General features: G+C 72.3%; 17 protein-coding genes and 1 tRNA gene. 5 read left to right on the forward strand and 13 right to left on the reverse strand.

From position 1 onward, the window contains the following. Nucleotides 1-159 precede the first annotated feature (159 nt). Nucleotides 160-576 (forward strand): DUF3995 domain-containing protein, encoded by a 417-nt coding sequence (locus B0I31_RS06370; protein WP_106614365.1) that lies wholly within the window; start codon nt 160-162, stop codon nt 574-576. A 64-nt stretch (nt 577-640) separates the two neighbouring features. Here the strand turns inward: B0I31_RS06370 and B0I31_RS06375 are convergent, their stop codons facing one another. Next, a complete protein-coding gene (locus B0I31_RS06375; protein ID WP_106614366.1) occupies nt 641-1807 on the reverse strand; it encodes an endo-1,4-beta-xylanase in 1167 nt (388 codons plus the stop codon). A 513-nt stretch (nt 1808-2320) separates the two neighbouring features. Here B0I31_RS06375 and B0I31_RS06380 point away from each other — a divergent pair. Beyond that, nucleotides 2321-2992, forward strand: a complete 672-nt coding sequence (locus B0I31_RS06380; protein ID WP_483880259.1) for a lytic polysaccharide monooxygenase auxiliary activity family 9 protein — start codon at nt 2321-2323, stop codon at nt 2990-2992. 61 nt (nt 2993-3053) lie between these two features. On the opposite strand, the gene B0I31_RS06385 is transcribed toward B0I31_RS06380, so the two are convergent. The 4 genes from B0I31_RS06385 to B0I31_RS06400 all read right to left on the reverse strand — a co-directional run bounded on the left by B0I31_RS06385 (nt 3054) and on the right by B0I31_RS06400 (nt 6465). Further along, nucleotides 3054-4034, reverse strand: a complete 981-nt coding sequence (locus B0I31_RS06385) for a pectate lyase family protein (RefSeq protein WP_106614367.1) — start codon at nt 4032-4034, stop codon at nt 3054-3056. Between the two features lie 16 nt (nt 4035-4050). Next, nucleotides 4051-5040, reverse strand: a complete 990-nt coding sequence (locus B0I31_RS06390) for a pectate lyase family protein (protein ID WP_106614368.1) — start codon at nt 5038-5040, stop codon at nt 4051-4053. Nucleotides 5041-5057: 17 nt separating this feature from the next. Continuing rightward, complete coding sequence (locus B0I31_RS06395) at nt 5058-6089, reverse strand: pectate lyase family protein (protein ID WP_106614369.1); 1032 nt, start codon at nt 6087-6089, stop codon at nt 5058-5060. A 302-nt stretch (nt 6090-6391) separates the two neighbouring features. Further along, nucleotides 6392-6465 (reverse strand) — tRNA-Arg (locus B0I31_RS06400). Nucleotides 6466-6779: 314 nt separating this feature from the next. Here B0I31_RS06400 and B0I31_RS40420 point away from each other — a divergent pair. Continuing rightward, on the forward strand, nt 6780-10052 hold the full coding sequence (locus B0I31_RS40420) for a hypothetical protein (protein WP_181320023.1): 3273 nt from the start codon (nt 6780-6782) through the stop codon (nt 10050-10052). A 7-nt stretch (nt 10053-10059) separates the two neighbouring features. Here the strand turns inward: B0I31_RS40420 and B0I31_RS42490 are convergent, their stop codons facing one another. The 6 genes from B0I31_RS42490 to hpaD are packed head-to-tail and all read right to left on the reverse strand — an operon-like array spanning nt 10060 to nt 15537. Continuing rightward, entirely contained in the window at nt 10060-10191 is a 132-nt protein-coding gene (locus B0I31_RS42490) for a hypothetical protein (RefSeq protein ID WP_281262277.1), read from the reverse strand. Nucleotides 10192-10195: 4 nt separating this feature from the next. Beyond that, complete coding sequence (gene hpaE / locus B0I31_RS06410) at nt 10196-11680, reverse strand: 5-carboxymethyl-2-hydroxymuconate semialdehyde dehydrogenase (protein WP_106614370.1); 1485 nt, start codon at nt 11678-11680, stop codon at nt 10196-10198. Then, nucleotides 11677-12609 carry a 4-hydroxy-tetrahydrodipicolinate synthase gene (dapA, locus tag B0I31_RS06415; RefSeq protein ID WP_106614371.1) on the reverse strand — a complete coding sequence of 311 codons (933 nt, stop codon included), beginning with the start codon at nt 12607-12609 and terminating at the stop codon, nt 11677-11679. Before dapA ends, hpaE begins: the two co-directional genes overlap by 4 nt. Beyond that, nucleotides 12606-13277, reverse strand: a complete 672-nt coding sequence (locus B0I31_RS06420) for a GntR family transcriptional regulator (RefSeq protein WP_106614701.1) — start codon at nt 13275-13277, stop codon at nt 12606-12608. The genes dapA and B0I31_RS06420 overlap by 4 nt, the downstream gene beginning before the upstream one ends. Further along, nucleotides 13274-14674 carry a fumarylacetoacetate hydrolase family protein gene (locus B0I31_RS06425; RefSeq protein ID WP_106614372.1) on the reverse strand — a complete coding sequence of 467 codons (1401 nt, stop codon included), beginning with the start codon at nt 14672-14674 and terminating at the stop codon, nt 13274-13276. The genes B0I31_RS06420 and B0I31_RS06425 overlap by 4 nt, the downstream gene beginning before the upstream one ends. Further along, on the reverse strand, nt 14671-15537 hold the full coding sequence (gene hpaD / locus B0I31_RS06430; protein WP_106614373.1) for a 3,4-dihydroxyphenylacetate 2,3-dioxygenase: 867 nt from the start codon (nt 15535-15537) through the stop codon (nt 14671-14673). Before hpaD ends, B0I31_RS06425 begins: the two co-directional genes overlap by 4 nt. Before the next feature lie 251 nt (nt 15538-15788). Between hpaD and B0I31_RS06435 the strand changes: the two genes are divergently transcribed. Further along, nucleotides 15789-16760 (forward strand): AraC-like ligand-binding domain-containing protein, encoded by a 972-nt coding sequence (locus B0I31_RS06435; protein WP_106614374.1) that lies wholly within the window; start codon nt 15789-15791, stop codon nt 16758-16760. Between the two features lie 62 nt (nt 16761-16822). After that, the gene (locus B0I31_RS06440; RefSeq protein WP_106614375.1) at nt 16823-18247 is read left to right on the forward strand and encodes an aldehyde dehydrogenase family protein; all 1425 of its coding nucleotides are present in this window, start codon (nt 16823-16825) and stop codon (nt 18245-18247) included. Between the two features lie 12 nt (nt 18248-18259). Here B0I31_RS06440 and B0I31_RS06445 read toward each other — a convergent pair whose 3' ends face one another. Beyond that, on the reverse strand, nt 18260-19522 hold the full coding sequence (locus B0I31_RS06445) for a vanadium-dependent haloperoxidase (RefSeq protein ID WP_106614376.1): 1263 nt from the start codon (nt 19520-19522) through the stop codon (nt 18260-18262). 93 nt (nt 19523-19615) lie between these two features. Further along, a complete protein-coding gene (locus B0I31_RS06450; protein WP_106614377.1) occupies nt 19616-20635 on the reverse strand; it encodes a helix-turn-helix transcriptional regulator in 1020 nt (339 codons plus the stop codon). Nucleotides 20636-20775 lie beyond the last annotated feature (140 nt).

Below are 20775 nucleotides of genomic sequence, written 5' to 3' on the forward strand. Positions count from 1 at the left end.
GCTAGGTGAGGCCCGGGGACACGGACCGCACCGACCGAGTGTTCCAACGGTTCGCGGGCGGCTGGTGTTCCCGGCCGGCCGTGGCGTGTGTCACGGACTCTCAGTTTCCGTACGCTACCGTACGGCCAGCGACCATACGCAGGCGTACGGAGGTGTCGGATGGCGGTGTTGGCCCTGTTCACGGCAGGTGTTCTGGTGCTGGTGGGTGCGCTGCACGTGCTGTGGATCTTCTCGCCGTGGCCCCTGCGGTCACGCGAGGAGTTCGCGCGGCGGGTGGTGGACGTGCCACCGGAGAAGCTGCCGTCGCCCGGCCTGACGCTGGCCGTGGCCCTGGCGCTCGGGCTGGCGGCCTCCCTGGTGGTGGGCCGGGCGGGGTTGGTCGGCCTGCCGGGCCCGTCGTGGGTGCCGTTCGTCGGTACGGCGGGCGTGGCGGCGGTCTTGCTGCTGCGCGGTGCGAGCGGGCTCGTCGTGTCGTCGCGCAAGTCGACCGAGTTCGCCCGGCTCGACCGGCGCGTCTACTCGCCGCTGTGCCTGGCGCTGGCGACGTCCTGCGCGGTGGTCGCGTTCGGCGCGTGACGTGGAATCGGCCCCCGCCCGGACTCCGAGGTCCGAACGGGGGCCGACGGCTTGCGTGGTGTGACTACTTGGCGCAGCCCGGCAGGTGCGGGTGGCGCTCGCCGCGCTCGACGGACTCCTTGGCGAGCGTGCACTGCATGACGTCGTAGGCCGGCTTGCGGGTGAAGTCGTCCCACATGACCGTCGCGGCGCCCTCGCCCTGGAAGAACACCGGCACCCAGGAGTACTTGTCGGTGAAGCCCCAGATCGTGAAGGAGTCACAGCCTTCGACGTTGAGGCACGCGACCAGCGTGCGGTTGTAGTAGTCGGCCTGCTTGGCCAGCATCTCCGCGGTCGGCACGCCGTCCGCGGGCAGGTCCATCCGCACGTCCAGCTCGGTGATGGCGGTGCCGAGACCGAGGTCGGCGAACCGCTTGAGGTTCGTCTCCAGGTCACCGGGGAAGCCGTACCGGGTGCTGAGGTGCGACTGGGCGGAGAAGCCGTGCACCGGCACGCCCTGCGCCAACAGGTCCTTGATCAACGCGTAGTAGGCGTTGCTCTTGGCGTTGACGCTCTCCACGTTGTAGTCGTTGAAGTACAGCTCGGCCTTGGGGTCGGCCTCGTGCGCCCAGCGGAACGCGTCCGCGATGATGCCGGGGCCCAGCTCGCGGATCCAGATGTTGTCGGTGGTGCGCAGCGCGCCCGACTCGTTGAAGATCTCGTTGGCCACGTCCCACTGCTGGATCTTGCCCTTGTACCGGCCGACCACCGTGGTGATGTGCTCGCGCAGGATCTCGCGCAGCTCCTCGGCGGTGAAGTCGCCCTGCTCCAGCCACGCCGGGTTCTGGCTGTGCCACAACAGCGTGTGCCCGCGGACGACCTGCCGGTTCTTCTGCGCGAACTTCACGATGGCGTCGGCCATGCCGAAGTTGTAGCGGTCGCGCTCCGGGTGGATGTACTCCCACTTCATCTGGTTCTCGGCGGACACCGAGCTGAACTCCTTGGCCAGCACGGAGCGGTACTCGAGGTCCTTGGTGAACGGGTCGGGGTAGGGCTGGCTCTCGTGGTGGCCGCCACCGGCTGCGGCGGTGCCGATGTAGAACCCCTTGGGCGCCACCCAGCGGAGGGTGTCCTTCTTCGCGTGGCCCGGTGCGAGGTCACCCGTGTCGGGTGAGGCCGCGGCGACCAGGGCCAGGGGCGAGGTCAACGCCATCGCGGCGAGCGCGGCGGTGACGAGGCGGATCGACTTCATGGCGGTCTTCGCTTTCTCGGACGACTACGACGGCGGCGTTCGAAAGTTTCGTCATTGATCCGGCAATTTTCGAGATGCCGGACCTTAAGACGGCCGCCGGGCGATCGTCAAGACCCAAATGAGACGGTGTCCGCGCTGGTGGGGGTACCGGTGGTGGTCCGGGTGGAGCAATCGCCGCGCCGCCCCTCGATCTCCCGATCGCGCCGGCCCGTCCCGGGTTTCGGCGACTACGCGGTCCGGCCGGGGTGTGAGGATCACCGCGAGGCGACGTCCATTGTGGACTGTAGTAACCGCTGCCCGCGAGTCGGTCGAGCCGGGAGTTCCGCCGAAACGCCCTTCCCGTGGTCGCGGGGGCGGTGTTTTGTCGAATTGCGGTCGAATGCGCGTCGAATGCGAACCTGTTGTCCGACAACACTTCCCATCTCCGTGCACGGCTCGTTACAGTGCGATTTGGGAGCGCTCCCAACCCATGGTCAATACCGGAACGTGGTCATCCTCAACGAGGAGGAGAGAGTGGCGCTCAGATCAATACCGGCGAACAAGGGCCTGCTCGGCAGGGCCTTCGCGACGCTCGTGGTCGTCGGCGGACTCATGGCGAGCGTGCTGACCGGTGTCGCCCAGGCACACGGGTCGACCGTCGACCCGCCGTCGCGGAACTACGGCTGCTGGCAGCGCTGGGGCAGCGATTTCCAGAACCCGACGATGGCACAGCAGGACCCGATGTGCTGGCAGGCCTGGCAGGCCGACACCACCGCGATGTGGAACTGGAACGGCCTGTACCGCGAAGGCGTGGCGGGCAACCACCAGGGTGCCATCCCCAACGGCCAGCTGTGCAGCGGCGGCCGTACCGGCGGCATGCGGTACGCGGCGCTGGACAACCCGGGTCAGTGGAAGGCGGTGACCAAGCCGCGGCAGTTCACCCTCGACATCTGGGACCAGGCCCGGCACGGCGCGGACTACCTCCGGGTGTACGTGACCAAGCAGGGCTTCAACGCGACGACGACGGCGTTGGGCTGGAACCACCTCGACCTGGTCGCGACGACGGGCCGTTACGCGCCGTCCGACCACTACAAGGTCGCGGTGAACGCGGGCAGCCGCACCGGTCGGCACGTGGTCTACGTGATCTGGCAGGCCAGTCACTCGGACCAGTCGTACTACTTCTGCAGCGACGTCATCTTCCAGTGAGTCCTGCCTGACGCGGATCCGGGCCCCCGCCACACCGGCGAGGGCCCGGATCTCGCGCTCGTCACACCCGGCCGACACCGGCGCCGGCGGTGACCAGGCGCGGCACGGACGCGGGGTCGTCCACGGTGTAGCTGTAGTAGGTGCGCGGTTCGACCACGGTGCCGAGCGTCTCCGGGGCACCGGACCCGGCGTAGATGTTGTTGCGCTCGACCACTCGTCCCGGTCCGCTCTTGTCGTAGCCGGACAGGATCGGGTGGGCGACGTTCTCGAAGTAGTTCCCCTCGACCACGACGCCCGCGTCCATGGTGGACGCGACGCCGTAGAGCGAGTTGCCGCGGTAGTAGTTGTTGTAGACGTGCACCGGCTCGCCGAAGCGGACGCGCGGGTGGCGTTGGTCGGTGCCGTCGAAGAAGTTGTGGTGGTAGGTGACGCGCAGCTTGCCGCGGTCGGTGGTGTAGGTGTCGGAGTGCCCGAGCAGGGCGGCCTTGCTGTGGTGGTGGAAGTGGTTCCACGACACGGTGACGTAGTCGGAGTTGCGCTTGACGTCGAGCAGGCCGTCGTAGCCGTTCGACAGGTCGCAGTGGTCGATCCACACGTGGTGCGCGGAGTTGGTGACGCTGATCGAGTCGTCCGCGGCGTCGGTGAACCGCAGGTTGCGGATGATGACGTTGTTGCCGGGGCGGGTGGTGGAGCCGAGTTGCAGCCCGCCGCCGGTGATCTCGGCGGTGGAGCCGACGCCGACGATCGTCTTGTTCGCCACGACGGTCAGCATCTCGTCGCCGACCTGGATGCGGCCGGACACGGAGATGACGTAGGGCTCCTTGCGGCCCACGTAGTCGGCGAGGGCGGCGGCCGTGGTGACGGTGACGGCCTGGCCACCCGCGCCGCCGGTGGTGCCGTTCTGGCCCAGGGCGTTGACGCCGGCGAACCCGTCGGCGACGTTGAGCGCGCCGACACCGGCCCACGCCGGGCGTGGCACGGTGGCGACGACCGCGGCGAGCGCCGTGCCGGTGAGCAGCCTGCGGCGGTTGAGTGGGCTCATGCGTGGCCTCCTGGGGTCAGATCCGGCCGACGCCGACACCGGCGGGGACGGTCGTGGGCAGCGTGGACGGGTTGTCGGGGGTGTAGGCGTAGTAGGTGCGCGGCTCGACGACCGTGCCGAGGGTCTGCGGCGTGCCGGAGTTGACGAAGATGTTGTTGCGCTGCACCACCCGGCCGGGTCCGCTCTCGTCGTAGCCGGAGTAGATCGGGTGCGGCACGTTCTCGAAGTAGTTGGCCTCGACCAGCACACCGGCGTTCTCGGTCGAGGCGACGCCGTAGAGGCGGTTGTTGCGGAAGTAGTTGTTGTAGACGTGGATCGGTTCGCCGAAGCGGACCCGCGGGTGCCGCTGCTCGGTGGCGTTGAAGTAGTTGTGGTGGAACGTGACGCGGAGCTTGCCGGTGTCCTGGCCCGCGTTGGAGTCGGAGTGGCCGAGCAGCGCGGTCTTGCTGTGGTCGTGGAAGTCGTTCCACGACACGGTGATGAAGTCCGCGCCCCGGACGATGTCGATCAGGCCGTCCGCGCCTCCGCTGAAGTCGCAGTGGTCGATCCAGATGTGGTGCGAGGACTGCTGGATGCTGATCGCGTCGTCGTCCGCGCCGGTGAACTTCAGGTTGCGGATGATCACGTTCTGCCTGCGGTACATGTCCAGGCCGCCGCCGCGGATCTCGGCGCCCGGCAGGCCGATCACGGTCTTGTTGGAGCGCAGGCCCTGCTTGCTGCTGAACGTCATGATCCCGTCGACCTGGATCACGTACGGCTCGTTGCGGTCGCAGTAGTCCAGGAACGTGTCGGTGTCCCGCACGGTGACCACCGGGCCGCCGACGCCGCCGGTGGTGCCGTTCTGGCCGAGGGTGTTCGTGCCGGCGAAACCGTCGGCGGTCTGGAACGGCGCCGCCCACACCGGGTTCGTGGTGACCGGGCTCGCGGTCGCGGCACGGGCGGTGACGGCGGTGAGGGCCGTCGCGGCGGCGCCGGCCAGGAGGCTGCGCCTGCTGATGTCGCTCATCGGTCTCGGTGCTCCTGTCAGATGCGGCCGGTGCCCGCACCGGCGGGCACGATCGTCGGGACTTCGGCGGCGCGGTTGAGGGTGTAGGCGTAGTACGTGCGCGGCTCGACCACGGAACCGCGGAGCTCGATCTCGTGGTTGCACTCGACGAGGATGTTGTCGCGGGCGACGATGCGGCCCAGGTCGCCGCTGAAGTCGACCCGGCCGGGGTTGTTCACGCTGTAGAAGTAGTTGCCCTCCATCACCACGCCCGCGTTCATCGCCGAGGCGACGCCGTAGCTGTTGTCGCGGTAGTAGTTGTTGTAGACGTGCACCGACTCGCCGAAGCGGACCCGCGGGTTGCGCTGGTCGGAGCCGTCGAAGTAGTTGTGGTGGTAGGTGACCCGCAACCGGCCGATGTCCTGCGCGCCGTTGTCGTCGTCGTGGCCGAGCAGCAGCGTCTTGTCGTGGTCGTGGAACCTGTTCCACGAGACGGTGACGAAATCGCTGCCCCGCTTGATGTCGACCGCGCCGTCGTCGCCGTTGGAGAAGTCGTTGTGGTCGATCCAGATGTGGTGGCTGAACATCTGCACGTTGATCAGGTCGTCGGTGGCGCCGGTCAGTGCGAGGTTGCGGATGATGATGTTGTGCACGGCGTTGGCCGGGGGAGAGGTGACGTCGTCGTCCACCGGCAGGCCGATGTTCAGCCCGCCGCCGACCAGGCGGGCGTCGGTGCCCAAGCCGATGATCGTCTTGTCCGAGGCGACGTTGTGCATGCCGTCCGTGGTGCCGGTGGGGAGCGTGATCGTGCCCTTGACCTGCACGACCAGCGGTTCGGACCGGGCGATGTAGTCCAGGAACTGGGCGGTGGTGGTGGCGGTGACGACGGCGCCGCCCGCGCCGCCGGTCGTGCCGTTCTGTCCCAACGCGTTCACCGAGGCGAAGCCGTCCGCGGTGGTGGCCGCGAGCGCCGGTGCGGCGCCGGGCAGGACCACCGCGGTGGTGGCGAGCGCGGCGGCGGCCACGGCGACCTTGAGCAGGGCGTGCCGGGTCCCGGAAGATGTGGGCATGGCGATTTCCTCTCCCGTATGAGGGGTGAGTGCGGGGAGTTATCGGGAAAGCGCTCTCTGTTCGCACCGTAGCGCATGTTTCCGACGTGTCAACGGCCGGTGGCGGCTCGTGTTCGAGGTTCACATATGTGGCCGGTCTATTCGACGGACCGGTTCACATACGTGGTGGCGAACGGCCATTCCGGCTAGCCGGGAATGCTCCGCGCGGCTATTCCCGGCGGCCGTGGCGCTGGTCTGGAACCGCCGACCGCACCCCGCCGGGCTCGTCCCGTCGAGTCGCGGTGGCACAGGGGTTCCAGCGGTGCCCCCACCAGGAGTCGAACCTGGGACCTCGCCGTTCGTAGCGGCGCGCTCTGTCCTGCTGAGCTATGGGGACTGGTCGTGCGGCAATTCCACCGGTTTCGCCGTGCGGTGGCGTCCCGGCCATCCGACGCTCTTTTCCGGTGTGCCGGAAAAGAGCAAGCCGCCCTGGTCGGTTTCCCGACGGGCGGCTCCCTTGACCGGACCTTTCAACAGGTCACGGTGGGGAGCACGGGCTGCCGGAACGGCGTCGACGTGTGGTGTCCATGTCCGCTCCTCGGCTCGGTGTGCGCACATCGTGCCGACCGGCCGGTGACACCGTCAAACCATTTCCGGAACCATTCCGCGAAACCGGTGGCGGCCGGTCCGCCCGGTGACGACAATCCCGCCGTGACCACCGCGCGAAGCTTGCTCAAGGCCCTCGACCCGCTGCCGTACGGCGCGCGTCAGCGCCTCCTCGCCCGCACCGCCCGCGAGCTGACCGGCTCCGCCGGGTTGGCCGAGCTGCTGGGCGAGCTGGACGGTCGGGGCGAGTTCGAACGGCGGCTGGCGTTGCACCTGGCGCACGCGGCCGGCCACCGCGAGTACGTCGTGCGGTGCCTGTCGGCCACGCAGACCTCGGTGGTCCGGCGGGCGGTCGGCGTGGCGGTCCGGCTGGACCTGCCCGCCGAGGTGTTCCTGGCCCGGCTGCCGCACCTGGCGACGGCGCTGCGGCAGGCCCTCTACACCGCCGTGCGCCGCCACCGGCGCCGCGCGTTGGCCGAACGGCTGCTGCCGGTGGTGCGCGAGGCGTTCGGCGACCACGAGGCTGTCGGCCTGCTCCCGGTGTGCTCGTCGGACGTGGTCGCCGCGGCGTTGCCCGACCTGGAGCACGCGGTGGTCAACTGGGCCTCGTTGGGCCGCCGCCACCCGGCGGTGCTGCTCGACTTCGTGACCGCCGAACTGGACGCCACGCCGCCGGTGGGGTGGCCGCAGGTGTGGTACCGCCTCGGTGCCGTCGTGGCCCTGGCGGCGCCCGCCGAGCCGGACCGGGTGCTCGACCTGCTGGCCCGGGTGCTGCCGCACGCGCCGCTGCCGTGGCAGCTCGACGGCGTGATCGGCGGCCTCGCCCGGCACGCGCCCGGACGCGTGGCGCGCCTGCTGGCCGACCCGCGCCGCACCGGGCGGCTGCCCGAGCGGCGGTCCCTGTGGCGTGCCGTGTCGGTGACCGGCGACGAGGACCTGATCGCGCTGGCCCGCCTGCTCGACGGCCCGCGGGTGTCCCGGTTGCTGCACGCGATCGCCCCGTCGCGGCGGGCGGCGGTGTTCACCGGCGTGTTCGGCGACCGCCCGGACGTGCCCCTGGCCGCCGTGGACGAACTGCCCTCCGCCGCACGGGCGGTCGTCGCCCGCCGGCTGTTGTCCCTGCGCCGCGTGGCCGACGACCCGGCCCGCAGGCTCGCCGTCACCGCCCGCCTGGACTGGGCGGACGCCCGTGACACCCTGGTCGCCGCGACCCGCCGCGCCACCGCGGGCGAACGCGCCGAGGCCTACCCGCTGTACCTGGCCGCAGCCGCCGCCACCCGCGACCCCGAGGTGGTCGGCGGCGTGGTGGCCGGCCTGACCAGGCTCACCAACGAGCAGGACCCGGTGCGGTCGGTCGCGCTCGCCGCGCTGGCCAAGGTGCCGTCGTGGCTGTTCCGCCCGGCCGAGGCCGACGCGCTGACGAAGCTGATGGTCGACGCGACCCAGGCCCGCGACTGCTCGTGGCAGACCCGCGACGCGGTGCGCGCGCTGGCGGAAGCGGTGATCCGCGAGGGCGCGGTATCCCGCCACCCCGAGCTGGTCGACGCGGGCCTGGCCGGGGTCGAGCACCTGGGCGGCAACCTGCCGTGGATCAACCTGCACGGGCTGGACCGGTCGCTGCCGCGCGGCGCCGAGCACCGGGTGTACGAGGCGCTGCGCTCCCGGCTCGTCGCCGACGCCCGGCGCGGCCGGTTCGAGGTGCTGCTCGGGCTCGCAGCGGGCCTGGACCGGCGGGCGTGGGGCGTGGCCGGTGTGCAGGAGTTGCTGGACCGGGCGCGGTCGGCGAAGGACGACGGCGTGGTGCGGCGGGCGGTGGAGCTGTGGCTGGCACCACCGGAACACCGCGACGAACGGGTGGAACGGGTGTTCGCCGCCGACCCGTCCACCGTCACGTTGCCCGCCGTGTGGCGGGCGATCTCGTCGCGCCGCACGGACCTGCTGGACCGGGTGATCGGCCGGTCGACGCACGGCCGGTTCCAGAAGCGCGGTGTGCGCTTCCTGCCGGTGTTCGGGCTGCGCCCCGACCGCTGGCTGCCGCGCCAGGTCGCCGCGTTCGCCGCCGAGCTGGCCGACCTCGGCACCTCCCCGCGCGCCAACACCTACGAGCGCACCGCCGCCGTGCGCGCGCTCGGACGGCTGCCGGGCACGGTCGAGCTGGTGCGGGAGTTCGTCGGCGATGACGACCTGCCGGTGGTGGAGGCGGCGCTGGCCGCGTTGGCGTGGACCGACGAACCCGGTGACGTGCTGCCGGACCTGCTCGCCCACGTCGACACCCACCGCGCGCGGGTCGCGGTGTACGCGGTGGCCCGCTGTGCCCGGTTCACCTCGCCCGAGCGGCTCGGCACGCTGTTGACGCCCCTGCTCGAAGCTCCGAAGGTGACCGCGCGCAAGGAAGCCGTGCGGCTGATGGCGCAGCACCGCGTGCCGGGTTCGGTGGCGGTGTCGACCCGGGCGTGGGAGAACGGGCACCGGGACGTGCGGCGTGCGCTGGTGTCCGCGACGCGGTGGTTCCTCGACGACAAGGCCGCGTGGAACCTGCTGTCCCGTGCCGTCGCCGACGAGCGGGCGGTGGCGGGCGAGGTCGTCCAGTGGCCCGACGCCGTTCCCCGGCGGCACCGGGGCCGGTACGCGGCGCTCGTGCGCGCGCTCGCGGACTCGCCCGACCCGGACACGGCCCGGCTCGGACTGGACGCGTCACCGTCCTGGACGCGCTGGTCCGATGGCGGCACGGCGCTGCTCGTCCGCCGCGTGACCGACCTCGCCGACACGGCGACCTGGCGGCACGCGCTGACCGCCGTGGTGCGCCTGGCCGCCGCGACGGAGGACGTGACGCCCCTGCGCGAGGTGGTCACGGCGCTGGTCGCCGTCGACGGCGGGTTCGACGCGGAGGAAGACCGGGACCTGCCCGCGCGCCAGCGGATCGCGGCGCTCGTGCGCGAGCTCGCCGACGCGCGTGACACCGACCCATCGCGTGCAGCGGCCAAGGCTCTGGTCGGTGACCTCGCGGCGGCCGGGTACCGGTCGTGGGCCGTCAAGCTCGCGGTCGTCGCCGTCGAGTGGGAGCGAGAGGGCTCGGAACTCGACGGACTGCGCGCCGTGGCAAGCCTCGCGGTGGGGCCGGCGGTGGCGCGGCAGGCGGCCGACGAGGTGGCACGAGTGCTCCCGCACGTGCTGCCCCGGGTTGCCCGGCCACAGCTGCTCGACGTGGTCACGGCGCTGGCCGACGACGCGGCACCGCTCGCGCTGGCGATCGTGACCACCGCCGGTCGTGACGCCGGGTGGTCCGCGCCGTGGCGCGAGCTGCTGCGCGGACTGCGCCGCCACGACGACCCGGACGTGCGCGAGGCGGCGCTGGACGTGTTCACCAGTCAGGAGTGACCCGCTGTCACGTCCGCGCGGCGGCGATCGTGGCGGTGTCGGCGATCTGTTCGAAGTGGTGGACGAGGCCGTTCGCGACCCGCCACACGTGCGTGCACCGCGCGGTGATCGACCGGACCCGCGCCCGCACCCCGCTCACGTGGTCACGCCCGGTCGACCGCGCCGAAGCGCGGTGGCGCCAGGTCGCCGACCGCCACGTGCACCGCCCGCAGGTCGCTGTAGAAGTCGATGCTGTGCGCGCCGCCCTCCCGGCCGACCCCGCTGGCCTTGATCCCGCCGAACGGCGTGCGCAGGTCCCGGACGTTGTGCGAGTTCACCCAGACCATCCCGGACTGCACCGCCCGCGCCACCCGGTGCCCGCGCGCCAGGTCCGCCGTCCACACGTACGCCGCCAGCCCGTACCGGGTCGCGTTGGCCAGCGCCACCGCCTCCTCCTCGGTGTCGAACGGCGTCACGCACACCACCGGCCCGAAGATCTCCTCCTGGAACACCCGCGCGTCCACCGGCACGTCCGCGAACACCGTCGGCGCCAGGAAGTTCCCGGTCGGCAGGTGGGCGGGCCGACCGCCGCCGGCGACCAGTCGTGCCTCCCGCTTGCCGACCTCCACGTACTCCAGCACCCGCGCGTGGTGCTCGGGGTGGATCAACGCGCCGACCTCCGTCTCCGGGTCCGAGGGCAACCCGACCCGCACCGCCGCCGCCCGTGCCGCCAACGCCGACACGAACGCGTCGTACACCTCCCGCTGCACCAACACCCGGGACGACGCCGTGCACCGCTCGCCGTTGAGCGAGAACACCCCGAACACCGCCGCGTCCACGGCCCGGTCGAAGTCGGCGTCGGCGAACACCACGCACGGCGACTTGCCGCCCAGCTCCATCGACACCTCCTTGAGGTGCTGCGCGGCCGTGCGCATGATGATCTGCCCGGTGCCGCTCTCGCCGGTGAACGACAGCCGCGGCACGTCCGGGTGCGCCACCAGCGCCGCCCCGGCTTCCTCGCCGATGCCGTGGACCAGGTTGAACACCCCGTCCGGCACGCCCGCCTCGGCCATGATCCCGGGCAGCAGGCTCGCCGACAGCGGCGACCACTCGGCGGGCTTGAGCACCACCGCGCACCCGGCCGCCAGGCTCGGCGCGAGCTTCCACGTCTCCAGCATGAACGGCGTGTTCCACGGCGTGATCAGGCCCGCCACCCCGGCCGGCTGCCGGATCGCGTAGTTGACCTGCCGGTCGCCGACCAGGAACGCGTCCTCGTGGCCCGCCACGATCACGTCGGCGAAGTACCGGAAGTTCTCCGCCGCGCGGTGCGCCTGGCCCTTGGCCTGGGTGATCGGCAGCCCGGTGTCGAACGTCTCCAGCTCCGCCAGCCGGTCGGACCTCGCCTCGATGGCGTCCGCGATGCGCACCAGCACCCGAGCACGCTCACGCAGCGAGAGCCGGGGCCACGGTCCCTCGGTGAACGCCCGCCGTGCGGCGGCGACGGCGAGGTCTACGTCGGCGGCGTCACCGGCGGCGACCCGGCCGTACTCGGTGTCGGTGACCGGGTCGGACACGCCGAACGTCGCCCCGGACGCGCTGGGCACGTCCTTGCCGTCGATGTGGTGCAGCAGCTCGGTGGGGATGTTCATGCGGTGACTCCTGAAGGGACGAGCAGGTCGGCGGCCTCGGCGCGCAGCGCGGCGATCCGCGCCAGCCCGGCCGGTGTCGGCGGCACCAGCGGCGGCCGGACGTGCCCGCTGGCGAGGTGGCCCAGGTCGGCCAGGACGTGCTTGGCGGGCGCCGGGTTCGTCTCCACGAACAGCAGCTCCACCAACGGGTGCAGCCGGTAGTGCAGGTCGATCGCCCCCGCGTGGTCACCGGCGACGTACAGCTCGTACATGCGCGCCACGGCGGCGGGCGCGAGGTTGGCCAGCGCGCTGACGAACCCGCTGCCGCCGATGGCCAGCAGCGGCAGGCACAGCAGCTCGATGCCCGACCACATCAGGAAGTCGCGCCCGCACCGGTGCAGCACGTGCGAGAAGTGCTCGAAGTCCTTGGTGGTCTCCTTGATGCCCACCACGTTGTCGTGCGCGCGGCGCAACCGGGCCACGGTCTCCGGCGCGATGTCCACCGCCGTGCGCGACGGCACGTTGTAGACCACGATCGGCAGGTCCGGGAACTCACGCGCGATCCGGTCGTACCAGGCGAACAGGCCCTCCTGCGTCGGCCTGCTGTAGTACGGCGTGATCACCAGGGCGACGTCCGCGCCCAGCGACCGCGCGTGGTCGGTCAGCTCCAGCGTCTGCGCCAGCGTCGCCGCGCCGGTGCCGGGCAGGAACGGCACCCGGTCGGCCGTCTCCTCGGCCACCACCCGCATCGCGGTGACGCGTTCGGCGATCGACTGCGCGCCGGGCTCGCCGGTCGAGCCGCCGATGGACACGCCGTGCGAACCGGACGCGAGTTGCAGGCGCACCAGCGCGCGCAGGCTCTCGGTGTCCAGCTCGCCTCCGGCGGTGAACGGGGTGACGACGGGCGCGATGGAGCCGCGGATGGCCGCCGGGTCGGAACGGAACCTCATGTCGGCAACTCCCCTGGGAGCGGGGCCGCGGACCTGGCGTCCACGGCCCGGAGGGTGGTGAGCTTGTGCTCGCGGGCGAAGGCCTCCACCACGTCGGCCGGCGCGCCCGCGCGCAGCAGGTGCAGCAGCTCGGCGTGCTCGGCCACGGACTGCCTGGCCCGGCCGGGCACCAGGCTGAACGTGGTGCGCCTGCTGTGGTCCAGCCGCGCCCACTCCTTGCCGATCAGCTCCCGCAGCCGCGGGTTCGGCGTGGCGTCGCACAGCAGCAGGTGGAACTCGCGGTTGAGCCGGGTGAAGCCGAGCGGGTCGAACCCGTCCAGCGACGCGGCCATCAGGTCGTTGAGCCGCTCGGCGCGGTCCAGCCGGTCGGCGGTCATCCGGCCGGTGGCCACGGCGTGCCCTTCCAGCAGCGCCAGCGCCTCCATGGTGTGCCGGAACTCGTCCTGGTCGATGCCCGCGACCCGGGCGCCGACGTTGGGCTCGAACACCACCCAGCCCTCGGCCTGCAACCGCCGCACGGCCTCGCGCACCGGCACCGGGCTCACGCCCAGCTCCCGGGCCAGCCGGTCGAACACCAGCCGTGCGCCTGGACCGTACGTGCCGGCCACGATCCGCTCGCGCAACGTGTCGTAGGCGTACTGGGTCTTGGACCGCGTCGGAGCGCTCATCGCCCGGCCCACCGCTCGTACTCGGCGCGCCGGTCCGGACCCAGCGGGTACAGGCCGTCCACCGACTCGCCCGCGTCCACCCTGGCCAGCACGAACCGCTCCTCGCGCTCCTGTTCCAGCGCGTCGGCCGCGACCTCGTCGACCAGGTCCGGCGGGATGAGCAGCACGCCTTCCGCGTCGCCCACCAGCACGTCGCCGGGCCGCACCAGCACGCCCGCGCACGCCACGTCCACGCCGACCTCCCACGGCACGTGCCGACGACCGAGGACCGCCGCGTGCGCGCCCGCGCTGTACGACGGCAGGTCCAGTTCGGCGAACGCGGGGCTGTCCCGCAGGCAGCCGTCCGTGACGACGCCCGCCGCGCCGCGCCTCAGCGCCCGCAGCGCGAGGATGTCGCCGAGCGTGCCCGCGCCGTGGTCCTCCCGCGCGTCGATGACCAGCACCTGACCCGGCCCGATCGACTCGACCGCGCGCTTCTGCGCGTTCATCCCGCCGCCGCGTTCGGCGAACTGGTCCTCGCGCAACGGCAGGAACCGCAGCGTGTGCGCGGTGCCGACCATCCGCAGGTCCGGGCGGGACGGCCGCAGACCGGTCAGGAACGTGTGGTGCAGGCCCCGCTTGCGCAGTTGGGCGGACAGCGTGGCCGTCGAGACCTCGCGCAGCGCCTTCCCGGTGGCCGGGCTGACAGCCGGGGGAGACCCGCCCACCGCGGCGGCGCGCTCGGTCGGCGTGACGCGCGGCCGTGCGCCGGGAGCGGGCAGCTCGTCACCTTCGCGGACGGTGTTGCGCAGCGGCTCGTGGTCGTCCAGCGCCACCTCGACCACGTCACCGGGCTCGACGACGGTCGCGCCGGTCGGGGTGCCGGTGAGGATGATGTCGCCCGGCTCCAGGGTGACGCTGCGGCTCAGGTCCGCGATCAGGTACGCGAAGTCGAACAGCAGGTCGGCGGTGGTGGCGTCCTGCACGAGCTCGCCGTTGACCCACGTGCGCAGGCGCAGGTCCGCCAGGTCGACCGCGCGCGGGTCCAGCAGCGTCGGGCCGACCGGCGTGTAGCCGTCCGCGCCCTTGCTGCGCAGGTTCGAGCCCCGGTCGGCGTGCCGGAGGTCGTGCACGCCGAAGTCGTTGGCCGCCGTGACGCCGCGAATGTGTGCGTGCGCGTCCTCTCGCGACACCCGGTGCGCCCGCGTGCCGATGACGACCGCGACCTCGCCCTCGAACGCCGACAACTCCGTGCCGCGCGGCCGGACCAGGTCGCGGCCCGACCACGACAGCGACGACGGCGGCTTGAGGAAGTAGGACGGCTCGTCGGGGTACCGGCCGCGTTCGGCGGCCCGGCCGCGGAAGTTCAGGTGCACCGCGATGATCTTCGACGGGCTCAGGCCCAGCGGGTGGCTCATGCGCGCAGCCGGTCCGGGATGGGGAAGTCCACGATGACCTGGCCCGTGCCGCTGCTCGGGAAGTAGTCGCACAGCTGCTCGCCGTGCCCGGTGTAGGAGTCCCAGCCCAGGATCCCGAACAGCATCGCGGTGTCCGCCATCGCCGCCTCGCCGGTGAACCGCTCGTTGTAGTCGGGCAGCGCGGCCAGGAACTCCGGGATGCGGCCGGTACGCCACTGGTCGAGCACCAGCCGGTCGGCCTGCTCGTTGATCGGGTGGCTGATCCGGTCCAGGAACTGCGACGACACCTCGTTGGGCGGGAACTGGTGCGACAGCGAACCGCTGGCCAGGAACGCCACCTTGCGGTCGCTGCGCAGCACGGCCCGCGCGATCGCCTCGCCGACGTGCCGGTTCTCCTCGATCGTGGAGTGGATGTTGCAGCCGACCGGCACCACCGCCAGCGGGTCGGCGGTGTCGCGGTTCATGAAGTGCATCGGCACCAAGGTCGCGTACTCCAGGCCGAGGTCCTTGACGTCGTGCACCATCGCCTTCTGGCCGCCCGCGACGATCTCCTCGCCGATCAGCGTCGCCAGCCCCGGCTCGCCCGGGTAGTCGTACTCCAGGTCGCGGATGAAGTGCGGCAGCTCGTGCGACGCGTAGCTGCCGCGGTGGCGGGACTTGCCGTTGACGTGGAAGCCCATGCTGTTCATCCAGTGCGAGTCGGCCACCACGAAGGTGTCCGCGCCGCGGTCCCGGGCCCGCCTGCCGACCTCGGCCAGGCCCAGTTCGGCGGGACGGCGGATGCCGTGGTGCTTGCCGGGGTTGATCGACAGCCAGATCGACGGCACATGCGTGATCTTGGCGGCCAGCACGACCTCACCCATGGTCACCTCCGCGTCTCGGATCGTGTGCTCGGATCGTGTAGCGGATCGAATACGATCCGTGCGCGGCCGGTCGTGCCGGCGACGCCTCCGTAGGTCTAACAGGGGTGTCGGGGTCGGCTCTTGACTCGCCGCGCACTGCGGTTGACGCGGGGCGCACCGGCCGGTCGCGCCGCCGTCCCCCTCTTGACGCGCGGGGCGTGCCGGGGCGAGGGTGCTCGTCACCCAGGGTCACCGGGGTGAGGAGGGCGACGATGTCCTACGCGCTGAGCACGGTCGGCGTGCCCGAGGCACAGCAGTTCGACCTGTGGCAGTCGGCGGTGTCCCAGGCGTTCGTGCCGCTGGAGGCGTCCGCCGGCGGCACGGCGGGCCGCGGGTTCCGGGGCCGGTTGCGCGGGCAGAGCCTCGGCAGCGTCGCGGTGTACGAGGCGTCGGCCGACGCGCACACCGTGCGCCGGACCGCCCGCGCCATCTCCCGCGCCGCGCCCGAGTACTACAAGCTGAGCCTGCAGCTGCACGGCACGGCGCGGTTGAGCCAGGACGGCAGGCACGCCTCGCTGCGGCCGGGCGACTTCGCCCTCTACGACACGACCAGGCCGTACTCGCTGGCCTTCGAGGACGTCTCCTCGACGTTGGTGCTGATGTTCCCGCGCGACATGCTGGTGCTGCCCAGCGGGCACGTGGCGGCGCTGACCGCGGTGCGGTTCGCCGGCGGCACGGGCGTGAGCGGGATCGTCAGCGGCACGCTGGTGCAGCTGGCGCGCAACATCGACGACCCGGCCGTGCACGGCAGCGTCCGGCTGGCGCGCAACGTGGTCGACCTGCTCGGCACGGCGCTGGCGGACCGGCTGGACTACGCCGACGTGCCGGTCGAGTCCAGCCGGGCGGCGCTGCTGGTGAAGATCAGGTCCTATGTGGAGGCACACCTGGAGGACGCGGAGCTGTCGCCGGGCGACATCGCCGCCGCGCACCACATCTCCACCCGGTACCTGCACAAGCTGTTCAGCGAGGCGGGCACGACGGTGTCGGGGTACCTGCGGCGACGGCGGCTGGAGCGGTGCGGGCAGGACCTGGCCGACCCGGCGAAGCACCGGCTGTCCATCGGCGTGATCGGCGCGCGGTGGGGCCTGGTGGACGCGTCCTACCTGAGCCGGGCGTTCAAGACGGAGTTCGGCCTGTCGCCCTCGGAGTACCGGCGCCGGTCCGTCGAGCACCGGGCGCGCTGACGGTCAACGGCTGTACGCCCGCGGACAAGAGGGCGCGGCGGCCCGGCGCACATCCTCTTGGCATGCGCACCACGGGGCTGTTCATCGGCGGCGAGTGGGTTGACCCGGCCGCGTCGTTCACCACCACCGACCCGGCGACCGGCGACGTGCTCGCGGCCTGCGCGTCGGCTTCTCCTGCCGACGTTGACGCGGCCGTCGAGTCGGCGCGCCGGGCGTTGCCGTCCTGGGCACGGGAGCCCGCCGCGAACCGGGCGCTGCTGTTGTGGCGGCTGGCCGACCTGGTCGAGGCGGCGTCCGAGGAGTTGGCGTCGCTGGAGACCCGTGACCAGGGCCAGCCGCTGGGAGTGGCGCGGTCGGTCAGCGTGGCCGGCGCGGCGGCGCACCTGCGCTACTTCGCCGGGTGGGCCGACAAGCTGGACGGCGCGGTGCGGTCGGTGTCGTTCCCGGAAACGCTGCAGTACGACCGGCGCGTGCCGGTGGGCGTGTGCGCGCTGATCGCACCGTGGAACTTCCCGTTGATGATCATGGTGTGGAAGCTGGCGCCCGCGTTGGCGTGCGGCAACGCGGTGGTGCTGAAACCGGCCGAGCAGACGCCGCTGACCACCGTGCGGCTGGTGGAGCTGTGCGCGGAGGCCGGTGTCCCGCCGGGGGTGGTGAACCTGGTGACCGGTGGGCCGTCCGTGGGGCAGGCGCTCGTGCGGCACCCCGGCGTGGACAAGGTGTCGTTCACCGGGTCGACCGAGGTGGGGCGCTCGATCGTGGCCGCGGCCGCGGCGGACCTCAAGCGGGTGACGCTGGAACTGGGCGGGAAGACGCCGACCGTGGTGGCGCGTGACGCGGACGTCGACACCGCCGTGGCGGGCACGGTCGCCGGAGGGCTGCTCAACAGCGGCCAGGTCTGCGCCGCCTACGCCCGCGTGTACGTCGACTCGGCCCGCCGGGACGAGTTCGCCGACAAGCTCGCCAAGGCCGTCTCCACCCTCCGCCTCGGCCCCGGCCACGCCAGTTCCACCGACCTGGGCCCGCTGGTCAGCGCCGAGCACCTGGCCCGGGTGACCGCGCACGTGCGCGGCGCCGTCGCGGCCGGTGCGTCCCTGCTGACCGGCGGCTCGTCACCGGACGGGCCGGGCCACTTCCACCGGCCGACCGTCTTCGCCGACGTCACCGACGACATGGCGATCGCCCATGAGGAGATCTTCGGCCCGGTGCTGGCCGTCCTCGACTACGACGACGAGGACGAACTCCTGCACCGCGTCAACGACTCCCCGTACGGCCTGGCGGCCGCCGTGTGGACCGACGACCTGCGCACCGCCCACCGCCTGGCGGACGGCATCCGGGCCGGCGCGGTCTACGTGAACATGCCGTGCGTCCCGGACCCCGCCGCACCCTGGGGCGGCTTCCGCGCCAGCGGCTGGGGCCGTGAGATGGGCCCGTACGCCATTGACGCCTACACCGAGGTCAAGGGCATCTGGATGCACCACGGCTGACCGCCGTGCAGGTCAGCGGCGCGGGGTGAGGTGGTGCCGGGAGATGTGGTCGCCGACCGCCTTGCCGAGCGTGGTGCCGTCGACGTCCGCGGAGCGGAAGTGGATGCCCGCCCAGATCCGCGCCTCGACCACCTCGGCGGTCGCCTGCGAGAAACTGTCGAAGTGCCGCGTGGAGCCGCTGTCGACGCTGAACGCGCTGAAGGGCACGTCGTCGCGGCCGAAGAAGTGCGTGTACGCGGTCATCTGCGCGGCGGTGCGGCAGGTGTGGCCGGACGGGTAGTCGGGGTTCGGCGGGGTGACCACGAGCGGGGTCCAGTCGGGGTCGGCCGTGGTGGCGGGGTTGCCGTCGGTGTCGGCGGCCCGGATGGCGGTGACCGGCCGCCAGAAGTGCCAGAACTCCTTGTCGTTCGCGCAGGCGATCGCGCCGTCCGTGCCGGTGAAGTCCGCCAGCGCGTAGAAGCGCGCGGTCTCCAGCACGTCGAGCCGCCGGGTGACGGCCAGGTCGCGCTTCATCCCCCAGCTGACCGAACGCCGGTCGTGCCACCACAGCGCCGCGTCGGTCTGGTCCGCGGTGCGGGCGGTGCTCGTCGCCGAGCCGAGCCGCTCGACCTCGTCGACATCGCGGGCGTAGGCCCGGCTGGTGACCGCGGGCGGCCCGGGGGTGCGGAACATCGTCGCGTCCGGGATGGCGAACGGCTTGAGGAAACCGACCCACGCGCCCGTGTTCGCGAAGTCCGGCGGGGTGGGCCGGTACTGGCCGGGCCCGGTGCCCACGGTCCAGGGCCGGGGGTCGAACGCGCCGTCGCCCTGCCGTGCCGTGATCATCGCGGCGGCGGCCTGGGCGCCGACCCGGACCCCGCCGCGCTTCGCCGGTCCGTCCGGGACGCCGGCCAGCCACCGGTCGTACTGCGCGCGCAGCCTTTCCCGCTGTGCCGGGAAGATGGCGTCCAGCACCCGGTAGGCGGCCGTGCCCACGGCGGCGTCGGTCGACTCGCGGCCGTTGGCCCGCGGTGCGAGGAGGTAGGGCCGGTACGGCGTGCCCTCGATCGCGTTCACCGCGTCGTAGACCGCGCCGCTGACCATCGCGAAACCGCGTCCGGCGACCTGCGGCGGCGCCTGCTGCGCGATGTCCCAGATCGCGGTCTGGGCGTTGAGGTCCCAGACGACGACCGCGTTCGGTGACATGGCCGGAGCGGTGGCTGCCGGTGGCGCGAGCGTGAGCGGCGCTGCCAGTGCGAGAGCCGCGAGCACCACCGTGCGGCGTGTCCTGATCATCGTCCACCCCGGGGGATATCGGAACGTGTCGACACCGCTACCGAACGTATCCCTGAGTGTTCGACCTGTCCAATACCGCCCGCGCCGGAACGCTCAGCCCCAGTGCGGGTCGGTGCCGCGGGTCAGTCGGCCCAGTTCGCCCAGTCCCGTGGTGGAGGGGCGGATGTACCCGGCCCTGGCCGCGACGCCCGCGGCCTCGCCCCGGGACTGGCAGTCGAGCTTGGTGAGCAGGCGTTCGACGTAGGTCTCCACGGTGCGCCGGCTGACCACCAGGGCCTCGGCGATCGCCTGGTTGCTCAGCCCCGCCACCAGGCCGGTGGCGATGTCCAGTTCCCGCGCGGTCAAGGACGGGGTGTTCTCGAACGCGGTGCAGGCCGCGATCACGCCGCGGCGGGGGCCGTCCACGACGCGCAGCAGCCGCACCCGGTGCCAGCCGTCCTTACCCGGCCACAGGAACGGCACGGTGCGGATGCCCAGCGCGGCGAACCGCTCCGCCACCGCGCGCAGCGTCGGGTCGTGCGTCAGCGGTGCGGGGGAGCGGCCGGTCACCGCCGCCTGGACGGGCAGGACCCAGCTCGCCGACCACTCGGAACCGAACCAGGCGTCGAACTTCGGGTGGTACAGCGGGTCCACGCGGCGCGCCAACGCCGTGCCCACCTCGGCGATGAACCCGCGGGTCTGTTCGCCGAACGCCGAACGCTCCGGCGCGTTCAGGTGCAGCACCCCGACCACCTGCCGCGGCCCGAGCTTGAGCGTCGCTGACAGCCCGTCCTCGAACCCCGCGGGCCGCAGCTGCTCCTGGTAGTGCGGCGAGTCGCGGAAGTTGTGCGGCATGTCGTCCATCAGCAGCGGCACGGGGGAGTCGAACAGCTGGCCGCCCCACTTCGTCCTGGGCAGCTCGTGCGCCAGTTCCTGGCTGATGGCCCTGTTGTAGCCGTGCTCGGCCATGATCACGAACCGCCGCGCCACCGGGTCCCACCCGGTCACCTGCACCGCGCACATCAGCGGCACGGCGTGGCGCAGACCGGCGAACACCTCGTCCCACTCGACGTCCGCCGCGCTGCCGAGCGCGGCTCCGATGCGCAGCGCCGAGGTCACCTGGGTGGTGTCCATCGCGCCTCCTTGGTGAGCGGGTCGAGCGGCGTAGGCGGACAACCTACGCGGACGGAGTGGTCCGGACAACCGCACCGGCCGACCCCGTGCGCCGCAGGTCAACGAGGGTTCCTCGGCTGTCGACGGCATCCGGATGACGG

The sequence above is a fragment of the Saccharothrix carnea genome (genome assembly GCF_003014735.1).
GTDB classification, from domain to species: domain Bacteria; phylum Actinomycetota; class Actinomycetes; order Mycobacteriales; family Pseudonocardiaceae; genus Actinosynnema; species Actinosynnema carneum.

Excerpts from the sequence above, each read along its gene's own strand:
- B0I31_RS06370 (WP_106614365.1), top strand. The coding sequence starts at position 160 with ATGGCGGTGTTGGCCCTGTTCACGGCAGGTGTTCTGGTGCTGGTGGGT.
- B0I31_RS06375 (WP_106614366.1), bottom strand. The coding sequence starts at position 1,807 with ATGAAGTCGATCCGCCTCGTCACCGCCGCGCTCGCCGCGATGGCGTTG.
- B0I31_RS06385 (WP_106614367.1), bottom strand. The coding sequence starts at position 4,034 with ATGAGCCCACTCAACCGCCGCAGGCTGCTCACCGGCACGGCGCTCGCC.
- B0I31_RS06390 (WP_106614368.1), bottom strand. The coding sequence starts at position 5,040 with ATGAGCGACATCAGCAGGCGCAGCCTCCTGGCCGGCGCCGCCGCGACG.
- B0I31_RS06395 (WP_106614369.1), bottom strand. The coding sequence starts at position 6,089 with ATGCCCACATCTTCCGGGACCCGGCACGCCCTGCTCAAGGTCGCCGTG.
- hpaE (WP_106614370.1), bottom strand. The coding sequence starts at position 11,680 with ATGAACATCCCCACCGAGCTGCTGCACCACATCGACGGCAAGGACGTG.
- dapA (WP_106614371.1), bottom strand. The coding sequence starts at position 12,609 with ATGAGGTTCCGTTCCGACCCGGCGGCCATCCGCGGCTCCATCGCGCCC.
- B0I31_RS06420 (WP_106614701.1), bottom strand. The coding sequence starts at position 13,277 with ATGAGCGCTCCGACGCGGTCCAAGACCCAGTACGCCTACGACACGTTG.
- B0I31_RS06425 (WP_106614372.1), bottom strand. The coding sequence starts at position 14,674 with ATGAGCCACCCGCTGGGCCTGAGCCCGTCGAAGATCATCGCGGTGCAC.
- hpaD (WP_106614373.1), bottom strand. The coding sequence starts at position 15,537 with ATGGGTGAGGTCGTGCTGGCCGCCAAGATCACGCATGTGCCGTCGATC.
- B0I31_RS06435 (WP_106614374.1), top strand. The coding sequence starts at position 15,789 with ATGTCCTACGCGCTGAGCACGGTCGGCGTGCCCGAGGCACAGCAGTTC.
- B0I31_RS06440 (WP_106614375.1), top strand. The coding sequence starts at position 16,823 with ATGCGCACCACGGGGCTGTTCATCGGCGGCGAGTGGGTTGACCCGGCC.
- B0I31_RS06445 (WP_106614376.1), bottom strand. The coding sequence starts at position 19,522 with ATGATCAGGACACGCCGCACGGTGGTGCTCGCGGCTCTCGCACTGGCA.
- B0I31_RS06450 (WP_106614377.1), bottom strand. The coding sequence starts at position 20,635 with ATGGACACCACCCAGGTGACCTCGGCGCTGCGCATCGGAGCCGCGCTC.